Below are 13,320 nucleotides of genomic sequence, written 5' to 3'. Positions count from 1 at the left end.
GATGGAAAAAATCCGCGGTAAAGATATTGGGATGATTTTCCAAGATCCGATGACTTCATTAAACCCGACGATGAAAGTCGGACATCAAATCATGGAAGGGCTAATCAAGCATCAAAGCATGTCTAAAGCTGAAGCAAGGTTGGAAACGATTAATTTACTAAACATGGTTGGAATTCCAATGCCAGAAAAGCGTGTGGATGAATACCCTCACCAATTTAGTGGTGGTATGAGGCAGCGTGTTGTCATTGCGATTGCATTATCATCTCGTCCAAAGCTATTGATCTGTGATGAGCCTACAACAGCTCTTGATGTGACCATTCAAGCGCAGATTCTCGAGTTATTAAAGGATTTACAAGAAAAGATGGATATGGCAGTTATATTCATTACCCATGATCTAGGCGTCGTAGCAAATGTAGCTGATCGAGTTGCGGTTATGTATGCTGGGCAGATTGTTGAAACTGGAACAGTAGATGAAATATTCTATAGTCCTGAACATCCATACACATGGGGGTTATTAGGGTCAATGCCAAGTCTTGAAGGCAGCGAGGATGAACTTTACGCGATTCCTGGATCACCACCTAATTTAATTAATCCACCAGTAGGAGATGCGTTTGCATTGAGAAGTGAATACGCGATGAAAATTGATTTTGAAATGGAACCCCCTATGTTTAAAGTATCAAATACTCACTATGCAAAAACATGGCTATTACATGAAAGCGCACCGAAAGTTGATCCTCCTGAAATTGTGAAGAGAATGAAAGTGCACTATAAATCTTTCAAACGCAGTCATGAAAGAGGGTAATTGAAGATGAACTTAAAAGAAGAAAAACTGTTGGAGATACAAGACCTTAAACAACATTTTAAAGTTAGCAAAGAAAATACAGTAAAAGCTGTTGATGGTATTTCCTTTGATATATATAAAGGTGAAACGTTTGGCTTAGTTGGAGAATCTGGTTGTGGGAAATCTACAACAGGGCGGACAATTATTCGCTTATACAACGCAACAGATGGTAAGGTAATTTATAATGGTGAGAACGTCCACGGGAAGAAGTCAAAAAAGGAATTAAAATCTTTTAATCGAAAAATGCAGATGATCTTTCAGGATCCATATGCTTCACTAAATCCACGGATGAAAGTATCTGATATTATAGCAGAAGGAATTGATATTCATGGTCTCGCTTCTTCTAAACAAGATCGGATGAATAGAGTCTATGAGTTATTAGAAATCGTTGGACTTAATCGTGAGCATGCGAGTCGTTTCCCCCATGAATTCAGTGGTGGACAAAGACAACGTATAGGGATTGCAAGGGCACTAGCAGTAGACCCAGAATTTATCATTGCAGATGAGCCTATTTCAGCGTTGGATGTGTCTATTCAAGCTCAAGTTGTGAACTTGATGAAAAAACTTCAGAAAGAAAAAGGACTTACATATTTATTTATTGCGCATGACTTATCTATGGTCAAGTACATTAGCGATCGAATCGGCGTAATGTATCGGGGGAAAATTGTAGAGTTAGCAAAGAGTGATGAACTGTATAGCGATCCTATTCACCCCTATACTAGGTCTCTATTATCGGCAATTCCATTACCAGACCCAGATCATGAACGCTCTCGTAAAAGAATAATTTATGATCCTCTGCAGCATAATTATGACAAAGAGACACCTACAATGAGGGAAATAAAACAAGGACATTATGTTTACTGTTCGGAATCAGAGTATAAGCTGTATAAGGACAGATCGTAATTTATAAAGAGAATGATCTCTACATAGAGGTCATTCTTTTTTGAAGGCTGTTTTCCCAATGATTGCTGCTTTTCAGTCTAAGGTATATGCAATCCATATTGCGTATATGGCATCTTAAAAGCAATAAACCATTGTAATAATACATCTCACATCAAAAAATAATGTTAGGTTATTTATATTTAAATTATATGCCTAAGTTCCTTTAACTGACAAAAAAGATCCTTTCAAGGTATAATATTCCATAGTGGAGTGGTATCATGTTAGCTAATATTTTATCAATAGATTATAAAATAATAGTTTAAAAGGTGTAAAGCTTGCATGTGCACACAAAATTGAAAAGAATGTGATATCATTCCTAAAAGAATAAGTATAAACAAAAATAGATTTGAATTTTCTATGGGATATAAGGGGAGTTAAGATGAATATCAGACCAATTGAAGTAAGAGACGCAGAAAGCTTTTTAGAACTAAGTAAGCGAATTGATGAATCAGGATTTATGTTATATGAACCTGGGGAAAAAGCGACCACACTTGAACAACAAAGAAAGTTTATAGAAAATATTATAGCTGAAAAGAACTCTTTATTCCTAGTAGCAGAAGTAGAGCATAAATTAGTAGGATTTATGAGTGCATTTGGAGGTAAAGTTAAACGAAAGAAACATTCCGCATATCTTGTTTTAGGTGTACTTGATGATTTTCAAGGACGAGGCATAGCATCAAGTCTATTTAATAGTGTATTCGATTGGGCTAAAGATAAAGGAATATCTAGGCTGGAACTCACAGTTGTAAAAGACAATATAAAGGCATTTAACTTATATAAAAAAATGGGATTTGTTATTGAGGGTGAAAAAGTGAATTCATTAATCATAAATGGTCAACCTATGAACGAATATTATATGTACAAGTTACTATAACACATAGATGCTATCCTTTACATGAACTTATCTATTAATATTAACAACAATAATTCATAATTTGTATTACTGAGCAAATAAGTAGATATAATAAAATATAAGTAAAGCCATTGTTGAGTTTATTGCTCAATCGTGGCTTTTATGCTTTTTGTCAGGGGTTATCTATAAATCATCATACATTTCATTTCTAATGCTGTTTCGTATTCATTAATGTCTTTCGTATAAGGAAGTCAATACAAACTCAACAAGAATCTATGAGTAGTTTTATGTACCGTAAATTCATAACAATTGTATATGTCTATTTTAGCTAGGGTATTTTGTAATCCTTAAAAAAGTTTATGAACTATCATTGTATTCTTTATTGAATTATGAGAATATATTAAAAATAATTAGGCATGTATAGTACATAAATTTTTATAAAGGAGAAAGTGTATGAACAATTCGATACAGGATACGCTCAATCAATATAGTGAAAAACAACAGAACCGTGGCAGACTTTTAATTAGTTGTGCAGACAAGCAAGGAATCGTGGCGGCAGTTTCAAAGTTTTTGTTTAACCATGGTGCAAACATTATTGAATCAAGTCAATACTCAACAAATCCAGAAGGTGGCGTCTTTTTTATTAGAATTGAATTTGAATGTCCAGACTTGCTACATAAAGGGAGTGTTATGAAAAAGCAGTTCCAAAGCATTGCTGATCAATTTTCCATGGAGTGGCAACTTACATTCGTTCATGAATTAAAGAAAACAGCCATTTTCGTTTCTAAGGAGCTTCATTGTCTGCAGGAACTTTTATGGGAATGGCAAAATAGAGATTTGATGACGAATATTGCGTTAGTCATTAGTAATCATGAAGATGCAAGGGAAATAGTCGAATCTTTAGATATACCTTTCTATTATATCCCTGCAAGTAAAGACAATAGGAAAGAGGTAGAAAGTACTCAGCTTCAATTGTTAAAAGAGTATGAGGTAGATCTGATAATATTAGCTAGATATATGCAAATATTGACATCAGAATTTGTTGAATCATATCCTAATCAAATCATTAACATCCATCATTCGTTCTTACCAGCATTTGTCGGAGCAAGACCGTATGACAGAGCATACCAAAGAGGTGTAAAGCTCATTGGAGCTACATCCCACTATGTTACGAATGACCTTGATGAAGGACCGATCATCGAGCAAGATATTATGAGAGTTAACCACCGTGATAATGTTGAGTCCTTGAAGAAAATAGGCAGTTCTATTGAAAGAAGTGTTCTTGCTCTAGCAGTTAAATGGCACCTAGAAGATCGAGTGATTGTTTACAAAAACAAAACCATTGTATTTTAAAATTTTGTAGTAGTTAACGTAGTTGACTATATATGAATGTTAAGGTTGTTATTATAGAGAGAGGTGAGAATCAGCACCTCTCCTCAAAATGTTGTTAAATAGCTTTAACTACTGTTGCAAGTATGACAACCAGTAGTATAAATAACACAAGAATTAACGCAAACCCAGTACCCACTGAGTCACCAACAAGGACAGGTTGATTGTAACAGGGTGCAGAATTTGTACAACCTCTCTCGTAGCCGTATCTGTAGGCAGAGTGTCTAACATCAGGTACAGCCCCGTAGTTGTATCCAGTATATCCTTGAGCTCCCCCATAATTATGCATAAACTAACCTCCCTTTCTTCTCCATATATGTGTATGAAAGAATGGGCAAATTGTCTATAAGAATACAGATTATTTATATTTTATTGATGATCCTTCATTACAACATGTTGAATATTTATATAGTATTAAGTCGAATTATGTAACTGCTACAACCTCTAATTTCTTCCATGTCAATACAATTAATCCGTGAAAAAATTCACAATGTCGTCAATAACGATCCGTTATATACACCATATTAATAGTATAATTGGTAATAAATAAACAATTAATTCTTATTTTCTTACTCTGAGTTGTGAAACAATTCACAAATGAAATCGCTTTAATGAAAATTTAATGATAATAATGGAGGAAGTTAACATGGACAAAATGAGCACAATGATAAAAGAAACTGCATGGGAGAATTTTAACGAAGGAACTTGGATGCATGCCATTGATGTAAGAGACTTTATTCAAAATAATGTGACACCATATACAGGTAATGAAGATTTTCTTGCTCTTCCAACAGCAAAAACATCTAGCTTATGGGAAGAAGTTTTAGAGTTAACGAAAAAAGAACGAAAAAATGGTGGTGTACTGGATGTTGATACTAAAACAGTATCTACCATTACTTCTCATAGGCCAGGATATATAAATAAAGATTTAGAAAGTGTTGTTGGTTTGCAAACTGATGCACCGCTAAAGCGCTCTATACAACCATTCGGTGGTATTCGAATGGTGAAGGATGCATGTAACGCATATGGATTTACGCTTGAACCAGAAGTAGAGAAAATTTTTACTGAGTACCGCAAAACCCATAACCAAGGAGTATTTGATGTGTATACTCCTGAAATGAGAAAGGCTAGAAAAGCTGGGATCATTACTGGACTACCTGATGCATATGGGAGAGGGCGAATTATCGGTGACTACCGTCGAGTAGCTTTATACGGTGTAGATCGATTAATGGATGAAAAAAGAAAAGCCCATGCCAAACTTGAAAATGATATGATGAGTGACGCAGTGATTCGTGATCGTGAAGAAATTTCTGAACAGTTTAGGGCATTACAAGAACTGAAGGATATGGCAGCTTCTTACGGATTTGACATTTCTAAGCCTGCCAAAAATGCACGCGAAGCAATTCAATGGTTGTATTTTGCCTATCTTGCTGCGATAAAAGAACAAAATGGTGCTGCTATGAGTCTAGGGCGCGTCTCAACATTCTTAGATATTTATTTTGAAAGAGAATTGAATAATGGAACGATGACTGAGTCAGAGATACAAGAGACAGTTGACCATTTTGTTATGAAGCTAAGGATGGTTCAATTTTTACGTACGCCAGATTACAACGAATTATTTAGCGGTGATCCAACGTGGGTCACAGAATCAATTGGTGGCATGGGTTTAGATGGACGTCCCCTTGTGTCGAAAACATCATTTAGGTTTCTGCATACGTTAGATAATTTAGGACCAGCTCCTGAGCCGAATTTAACAGTATTATGGTCGACAGAGCTACCGGAACATTTCAAGCGTTATTGCTCAAAAATGTCTATTAAAACAAGCTCCATTCAATACGAAAATGATGATCTAATGCGTGAAGAATATGGTGATGACTATGGGATTGCATGCTGTGTGTCTGCCATGAAAATCGGTAAGCAAATGCAATTTTTTGGGGCTCGTGCGAATTTAGCGAAAGCTTTATTATATGCAATCAATGGTGGGATTGATGAAAAGTTAGGAGTGCAAGTGGGACCTAACTTTGAACCGATCAAAGCAGATATTCTACATTATGACGAAGTGTTTGAAAAATATGATAAGATGCTAGATTGGCTTGCAAAATTATACATGAATACATTAAATGTAATTCACTATATGCATGATAAATATTCATACGAACGGATTGAAATGGCTCTACATGATGAAGAAATATTACGAACGATGGCATGTGGTATTGCTGGGTTGTCTGTTGTAGCAGATTCATTAAGTGCCATTAAGTATGCAAAAGTGCGTCCAATTAGAAATGAATATGGAATCGCTGTAGATTTTGAAATCGAAGGTGACTACCCTCAGTTCGGAAACGATGATGATCGAGTTGATTCAATTGCAACAGAGTTAGTTGAGAATTTCATGAATAAGTTACGCCAGCACCCGACTTATCGAAATTCACTGCCTACTCAATCTATTTTAACGATCACATCAAATGTGGTGTATGGTAAAAAAACAGGTACAACTCCTGATGGTAGAAAAGCTGGTGAACCATTTGCACCAGGAGCAAACCCTTTACATGGACGTGATAAAAAAGGTGCATTAGCTTCGCTGAATTCAGTAGCTAAGCTTCCTTACGATGACTGTTTAGATGGAATCTCCTGTACTTTTTCAATGGTTCCAAAATCTCTCGGAAAAGAAGCTGACACGAGAATAAGAAACCTTGTTTCGATTTTAGATGGTTATATGAGACAAGAGGGACATCATATTAATGTAAATGTATTTGAAAGAGAGCAATTACTAGATGCAATGGAGCATCCAGAAAAATATCCACAATTAACGATTCGTGTCTCTGGCTATGCCGTAAACTTTATTAAATTAACTCGTGAGCAACAGATAGACGTAATTAATAGAACATTCCATGAAAGTATGTGATCAGCATGAAAGGACGAATTCACTCAGTTGAAACTTGTGGTACAGTAGATGGACCAGGATTGCGTTATATCGTATTCACACAAGGCTGTCCGTTACGTTGTATTTATTGCCACAACCCAGATACTTGGAAAGTAGCTGGAGGTAAAGAAGAAGATACGAATGACTTAATTGAAGATATAAAAAAATATATGTCCTATATGAGTTTTTCAAATGGTGGTGTTACTGTAAGTGGTGGAGAACCACTAATTCAAGCTGATTTTATCATTGATTTATTTAAGAAATGTAAAGCACTGGGCATTCATACAGCATTAGATACAGCGGGATCTGTAATACCTGCAAATATAGATGAGATATTAGATTTAACTGACCTTGTTCTTCTGGATATTAAACATATAGATGAACAAAAACATCAAGACATTACAGGTTTATCTAATAAAAATACGATTTCATTTGCAAACCGTTTAAATGATAAGGGAATTCCTATATGGGTTAGGCATGTGCTCGTTCCAGGGTATACAGATCAGGAACAAGATTTAGACCGACTTGGACAATTTATAGGTACGTTATCGAATGTTGAAAAGGTAGAAATACTACCTTATCATAAAATGGGTGAATATAAATGGAAAGCACTTTGTTTGGACAATGAATTAATTGATACAAATCCACCTTCAGCCGAAGAGGTTGACAAAGCATACAAAATAGTTACATCGTACTCACCTACACTTATGAAATGATTAAAAAAAGAAGTAACACTAAACATCGTGTTACTTCTTTTTATGATGATGACGTTAGTTGAGGGATAAATATGTGTAATTGACCCATAAAGTTTGAAATTTGACCCACAAAGATTAAGAATTGACCCATAAAACTTAAGATTTGACCCATAAAATATTAATTGACCAAAACTCTGTCAAAACTGACTGCTACAATAACAATAAAACAAAGTAAAAAAAGATGTCACAAAATATACATACAGGGGTATATTGACAATCACACTATGTATACAGTATTATGTAGGTGTACTAAATAACAAATCATTTGTGAAAAAGTGAGCAAATATATTTTTTAATGAATTATATACCCATATAGGTAATTGAGGAGGATGACAATGAAAAAGAAAATAGTAATAGTCGGTGGAGTTGCAGGTGGAGCAACAGCAGCAGCAAGGTTACGAAGATTAGATGAAAATGCAGAAATTATCATGTTTGAACGTGGAGAATATATATCTTTCGCAAACTGCGGTTTACCTTATCATATTAGTGAAGTGATTCCGCAGAGGGACAGTCTTCTCGTTCAAACGGTTGAGGGGATGAGTAAGAAGTTTAACCTAGATATTCGAAATTTTTCAGAAGTGGTAAAAATCAACCGTGAAGAAAAAACTGTAACGGTACAACAAGTACAAACTGGTAAAAAGTATCAAGAAACATATGACAAGCTGATCTTATCTCCAGGAGCAAGACCAATAGTTCCATCATTTGAAGGTCTTGAACAAGTGAGGAACATGTTCACTTTACGAAATGTACCAGACACCGATCGCATAAAAGCGTGGGTAGATCAGCAACAACCAAAAAAAGCGGTTATCGTTGGTGGTGGGTTTATCGGGCTTGAGATGGCAGAAAGCCTTCATCATCGTGGCATTGAAGTGACAGTAGTTGAACTCGGTAAACAAGTGATGGCGCCACTTGATCCAGAGATGGCTGCGATTGTTCATGAACATTTACGTGACAAGAATGTAAATCTCATTTTGGAGGATGGAGTTAAAGCTTTCAAAAATAATGGTAAAACAATTGTGTTGAACAGTGGTAAAGAAATAGAAAGTGATATTACCATTTTATCAATTGGTGTTCAAGCAGAGAATGAACTTGCCATTGAATCTGGATTAGGAGTAGGAAAACGCGGTGGCATTGTAGTTAATGAGCACCTTCAAACAACTGATAAAAATATATATGCAATTGGTGATGCAATTGAAGTGAAGGATTATTTATTAGGCACAGCAACAATGGTTCCGCTAGCATGGCCTGCTAATCGTCAAGGCCGTTTAGCTGCAGATCATATTTATGGTTTAAATGTTGCTTACAAGGGCACTTTAGGAACTGCAGTTGCCAAAGTGTTTGACTTAACTGTAGCAGTAACGGGGAATAATGCAAAAACATTAAAACATTTGAACATTACTTTCGAAGCTGTGCACGTACATCCAAACTCTAATGCAAGTTATTATCCTGGAGGAAGTCCCGTTTCACTTAAAATGACTTTTGATCCTAACAGTGGAAAAATATTTGGGGTGCAAGGCGTGGGTATTAATGGAGTTGAGAAAAGAATTGACGTAATTGCTACAGCCATTAAAGGTGGATTGTATGTTCATGATTTACCAGATATAGAGCTAGCTTATGCACCTCCGTACTCTTCAGCCAAGGATCCAGTCAATATGTTAGGATATGTAGCAACTAATGTAGTAGATAAAGAGTTGAAAGTTGTTCATTTTGACCAAATAGATAAAATTATTAATGACGGAGGGTATTTAATTGACGTTCGTGAACCGATGGAATTGGAGCTTGGAGATATTGAAGGCTCCGTGAACATTCCACTGGGGGACTTGCGAGAACAATTAGCAGAATTACCGAAAGATAAACCAATTTATATCACATGTCAAGTAGGGTTACGTGGTTATTTAGCGACTCGTATTCTACAGCAACATGGATTCGATGCATACAATTTAAGTGGTGGCTATAAAACATACTGTTATTACGAAAGAGATAAAAAAGGACGCAGTAATAACAATGTGAAAAATGACAAAGTATGTACCGACAACGATCATATTTTGAAAAAAAAAAAGACGATAAACCAACAATAGAGCTTAATTGTATAGGTTTACAATGCCCGGGCCCAATTACTGAAGTATTTAAACGAATGGATACGATGAATCCAGGTGAAATTTTAGAAATCAAAGTAACAGATCCAGGCTTCTCTAGAGATATTGAGGAATGGTGTGACAAAACTGGTAACACCTTTTTATCCAAATTACAAAACGATACTGAATACTCCGTTTTCATCCAAAAAGGAAAAGGTCATACAGACATGAGTTCAACACCTCAGCTTCCTATTCATTCAGAAGAAAAAGGTGTAACTTTAATCGTCTTTGATCAAGACTATGACAAAGCGATTGCTTCATTTATCATTGCGACTGGAGCTGTTGCGATGGGGAAAAAAGTGACGATGTTCTTTACCTTTTGGGGGCTCAATATCTTAAGAAAAACGATATCACAGAAAAAAGATAAAGATTTTACGAGTAAAATGTTTGGAGCGATGATGCCTGCGGGACCAAATAAATTACCCATATCAAATATGAATATGGGTGGCCTAGGTGTAAAACTGATACAAAGGGTCATGGAAAATAAAAATATTGATAATTTAGAAACGCTTATGCATACAGCGATGGAGTTAGGAGTTGACATGATTGTATGTTCTATGAGTATGGATGTTATGGGTATTCATCAAGAAGAACTTATTGACGGTATTCAAATCGGTGGCGTTGCAACATATTTAGGTAAAGCTGAAGAATCAAATATAAATTTATTTATATAATGGGAACTGACCTCAGGTGTTTTATTGCGACACCTGGGGTCAGTTTCTTATATGTTAAAATAGTATCATTGTTGTTACTTTTCCCTTTTAGTTATGAGATTGGTTTCGGTTTATGGATTGAATGGTATTATTTGTTGCGAGGTGACTGTATATGAAAATGAATGTTGGAATAATTGGGTGTGGGTCTATAACAGAATTTCGTCATGCTCCAGAGTACACGAATCATCCACATGTGAAAGATGTGTTTTTTTATGATCGTAATCTAGATAGAGCTAAGAGACTTGCCAGTATCTTTAATGGAAAAGTAGTTGATGAGATGGAACAAATGTTTAAAGACTCATCTATTCATGCAATTAGTGATTGTTCCTCTAACGAGTCTCATCATATAGTAACCACACAGGCACTACTTAATGATAAGCATGTGTTATGTGAAAAACCAATTGCAAACACAATCAGTGATGCAGAAAAAATGATAAAAACCGCAAAAGAGTCAGGTAAAATTCTTATGATAGCTCAAAACCAGAGGTTTACGAAAGCACACAAAAAAGCTAAAGAACTTATACATAGTGGTATTTTAGGGAAAGTTTTAACATTTAAGACAAGCTTTGGTCATAAAGGTCCTGAGCATTGGGGTGTAACAAAAAGTAATGCAACATGGTTTTTTAAGAAAGAGAGATCATTTATTGGTGTAGCAGGGGATCTAGGTATACATAAGGTTGATCTTTTACGTTATTTATTAAATGATGACATTGAAGAAGTAAGTTCCTTTCAAGGGGCACTTCATAAAAAGAACGAAGAGGGAAGTCCAATTGAAGTTTGTGATAACATCGTTGGAATTCTTAAAACTAAAAAGGGTGCTCTTGGAACAGCTTCTTTTTCTTGGACTTATTATGGTGATGGGGATGATAGTACAATTATTCATCTTGAAAAAGGCTGCATAAAAATAAATCACAACCCTCAATTTGATATTGAAATAACAACAATTGATGGAAAAAAACAAACTTATCAATATGATGCAAATCATCATGATACAAACAGCGGTGTTATTGATAACTTTGTAGATAGTATTATTCACCAAAGGCAGCCATTAGTTACCGGAGAAGATGGGTTAGCTTCTTTGAAAGTTATTATGGCCATGGTTAAATCAGCAGAGACACGTAAAGTTGTTATGGTTTGACCATGACAATATAGGAGGGAAAAAAATTGATGTCAATGATTACAAACCCCATTTTAAAAGGTTTTAATCCAGATCCTTCTATTTTAAGAGTTGGTGAGGATTATTACATAGCTACATCTACATTTGAATGGACACCCGGTGTGCAAATACATCATTCAAAGGATTTAAAAAATTGGAGCTTGTTGACTCATCCTTTAACACGCAAAAGTCAATTGAACATGATTGGAAATCCCGATTCGGGTGGCGTATGGGCTCCTTGCCTTAGTTATGCAAACGGAGTATTTTATCTTGTATACACAAACGTAAAAAGCTTAACTGGGGCATATAAAGATACACATAATTACCTCATTACTGCAAAGGACATTATGGGTCCATGGTCAGAGCCCGTTTATTTGAATAGTAGTGGGTTCGACCCATCATTGTTTCATGATGATGACGGAAAGAAATGGCTACTAAATATGGTGTGGGATCATCGACAGGACAAAAATCCTTTTCATGGAATCGTTATGCAACAGTATTCAGAAGAAGAGCATAGGCTAATAGGTCCAACCCGTCAAATTTTTAAAGGAACAGATCTTGGTTGCACTGAAGCCCCTCATATGTATAAAAAAGATGATTATTATTATTTAATGGTAGCTGAAGGTGGAACAGGGTACGAGCATGCTGTTACTATTGCTCGTTCGAAATCTTTACTAGGGGAGTATGTAGTTGATCCATTAAATCCTATGTTAACGTCAAGGAATCATGCTGACTTACTATTGCAGAAAGCCGGACATGCCAGTCTAGTGAAGACCCAATCAAATGAATGGTATATCGTCCATTTATGTAGTCGTCCTCTTAAGCCACAAATGAGGTGTATATTAGGACGTGAGACAGCGATACAGAAGGTGTATTGGACTGACGATGGCTGGTTAAGGCTTCAAGAAGGGAATAACCCAAAAGTTGAGGTCATTGCCCCGCAATTATCTGAACACTACTTGGAAGAAGAATGTGAAATCGATCATTTTAATAAAGACCAAATGAATATCCATCTTAGTGCATTGCGCGATTTTGCAAGTGAGGAGTGGGTTTCATTGACGACAAGACCAGGCTATTTAAGAATGACAGGCAGAGAGTCGCTGAACTCACTTCATAAACAAAGTCTACTTGCTAGAAGGCAGCAAGCATTTACGTTTGAAGCGGAGACAGCCGTGCAATTTGACCCGACAAATTTTCAACAAATGGCTGGGTTAGTGTACTACTATAATACGAATAATCACTATTACTTATATATAAGTCATGATGAAGAATTAGGTAAGCATATCGGCTTGATTAGCAGTGATAAGGGTAGATATAATGAACTGAGTTTTCAGAAGGTTTCAGTTGGAGAGTCGGCTAACATATTTTTTAAAATAACTGTCGATCACCAAAATCTACAATTCTATTATTCGGAAGATAGTGTCCGATGGGAAAAAATCGGTCCTGAATTGGATGCTAGTATTCTTTCTGATGATTACATCACTAATTATGAAGATGGTTCCGCTACTGAATTAGCTTTCACAGGGGCGTTTATTGGCATGGCAGTACAAGACTTAACTGGTCAACAGAAGCATGCCGATTTTGATTATTTTAAGTATATTGAACATGATTAAGCT

11 protein-coding genes are annotated in these 13,320 nt (G+C 35.8%); 10 read left to right on the top strand and 1 reads right to left on the bottom strand.

The window, feature by feature from the left end:
* The 4 genes from SLH48_RS07110 to purU all read left to right on the top strand — a co-directional run.
* On the top strand, positions 1-802 hold an 802-nt coding region (locus SLH48_RS07110; RefSeq protein WP_320257569.1), incomplete at its 5' end, for an ABC transporter ATP-binding protein.
* 6 nt (positions 803-808) lie between these two features.
* Entirely contained in the window at positions 809-1,744 is a 936-nt protein-coding gene (locus SLH48_RS07105; protein WP_320257568.1) for an ABC transporter ATP-binding protein, read from the top strand.
* Between the two features lie 418 nt (positions 1,745-2,162).
* Complete coding sequence (locus SLH48_RS07100; protein WP_320257567.1) at positions 2,163-2,657, top strand: GNAT family N-acetyltransferase; 495 nt, start codon at positions 2,163-2,165, stop codon at positions 2,655-2,657.
* 432 nt (positions 2,658-3,089) lie between these two features.
* Positions 3,090-3,989 carry a formyltetrahydrofolate deformylase gene (gene purU / locus SLH48_RS07095; protein WP_320257566.1) on the top strand — a complete coding sequence of 300 codons (900 nt, stop codon included), beginning with the start codon at positions 3,090-3,092 and terminating at the stop codon, positions 3,987-3,989.
* Between the two features lie 94 nt (positions 3,990-4,083).
* On the opposite strand, the gene SLH48_RS07090 is transcribed toward purU, so the two are convergent.
* Positions 4,084-4,314, bottom strand: coding sequence for a YjcZ family sporulation protein (locus SLH48_RS07090; protein ID WP_214481913.1), 231 nt, complete (start codon positions 4,312-4,314; stop codon positions 4,084-4,086).
* Between the two features lie 366 nt (positions 4,315-4,680).
* On the opposite strand from SLH48_RS07090, the gene pflB reads away from it, so the two are divergent.
* The 6 genes from pflB to SLH48_RS07060 all read left to right on the top strand — a co-directional run bounded on the left by pflB (position 4,681) and on the right by SLH48_RS07060 (position 13,317).
* Positions 4,681-6,927 (top strand): formate C-acetyltransferase, encoded by a 2,247-nt coding sequence (pflB, locus tag SLH48_RS07085; protein WP_413785402.1) that lies wholly within the window; start codon positions 4,681-4,683, stop codon positions 6,925-6,927.
* 5 nt (positions 6,928-6,932) lie between these two features.
* On the top strand, positions 6,933-7,661 hold the full coding sequence (pflA, locus tag SLH48_RS07080; protein ID WP_320257565.1) for a pyruvate formate-lyase-activating protein: 729 nt from the start codon (positions 6,933-6,935) through the stop codon (positions 7,659-7,661).
* A gap of 374 nt (positions 7,662-8,035) precedes the next feature.
* Complete coding sequence (locus SLH48_RS07075) at positions 8,036-9,778, top strand: CoA-disulfide reductase (protein WP_320257564.1); 1,743 nt, start codon at positions 8,036-8,038, stop codon at positions 9,776-9,778.
* A complete protein-coding gene (locus SLH48_RS07070) occupies positions 9,724-10,509 on the top strand; it encodes a DsrE/DsrF/DrsH-like family protein (RefSeq protein WP_320257563.1) in 786 nt (261 codons plus the stop codon). Before SLH48_RS07075 ends, SLH48_RS07070 begins: the two co-directional genes overlap by 55 nt.
* A 151-nt stretch (positions 10,510-10,660) precedes the next feature.
* Positions 10,661-11,686 carry a Gfo/Idh/MocA family oxidoreductase gene (locus SLH48_RS07065; RefSeq protein ID WP_320257562.1) on the top strand — a complete coding sequence of 342 codons (1,026 nt, stop codon included), beginning with the start codon at positions 10,661-10,663 and terminating at the stop codon, positions 11,684-11,686.
* A gap of 29 nt (positions 11,687-11,715) precedes the next feature.
* Positions 11,716-13,317 carry a glycoside hydrolase family 43 protein gene (locus SLH48_RS07060; protein ID WP_320257586.1) on the top strand — a complete coding sequence of 534 codons (1,602 nt, stop codon included), beginning with the start codon at positions 11,716-11,718 and terminating at the stop codon, positions 13,315-13,317.
* Positions 13,318-13,320 lie beyond the last annotated feature (3 nt).

The sequence above is a fragment of the Cytobacillus sp. IB215316 genome (assembly GCF_033963865.1).
Classification (GTDB): Bacteria; Bacillota; Bacilli; order Bacillales; family SM2101; genus Nanhaiella; species Nanhaiella sioensis.
Note: the sequence above shows the minus strand (reverse complement) of the source record. Positions and strands in the feature narration are given on the sequence as shown.

Bases quoted from the DNA above. Each gene is read 5' to 3' on its own strand.
- SLH48_RS07105 (WP_320257568.1), top strand. From the start codon at position 809: ATGAACTTAAAAGAAGAAAAACTGTTGGAGATACAAGACCTTAAACAA.
- SLH48_RS07100 (WP_320257567.1), top strand. From the start codon at position 2,163: ATGAATATCAGACCAATTGAAGTAAGAGACGCAGAAAGCTTTTTAGAA.
- purU (WP_320257566.1), top strand. From the start codon at position 3,090: ATGAACAATTCGATACAGGATACGCTCAATCAATATAGTGAAAAACAA.
- SLH48_RS07090 (WP_214481913.1), bottom strand. From the start codon at position 4,314: ATGCATAATTATGGGGGAGCTCAAGGATATACTGGATACAACTACGGG.
- pflB (WP_413785402.1), top strand. From the start codon at position 4,681: ATGAGCACAATGATAAAAGAAACTGCATGGGAGAATTTTAACGAAGGA.
- pflA (WP_320257565.1), top strand. From the start codon at position 6,933: ATGAAAGGACGAATTCACTCAGTTGAAACTTGTGGTACAGTAGATGGA.
- SLH48_RS07075 (WP_320257564.1), top strand. From the start codon at position 8,036: ATGAAAAAGAAAATAGTAATAGTCGGTGGAGTTGCAGGTGGAGCAACA.
- SLH48_RS07070 (WP_320257563.1), top strand. From the start codon at position 9,724: ATGTACCGACAACGATCATATTTTGAAAAAAAAAAAGACGATAAACCA.
- SLH48_RS07065 (WP_320257562.1), top strand. From the start codon at position 10,661: ATGAAAATGAATGTTGGAATAATTGGGTGTGGGTCTATAACAGAATTT.
- SLH48_RS07060 (WP_320257586.1), top strand. From the start codon at position 11,716: ATGTCAATGATTACAAACCCCATTTTAAAAGGTTTTAATCCAGATCCT.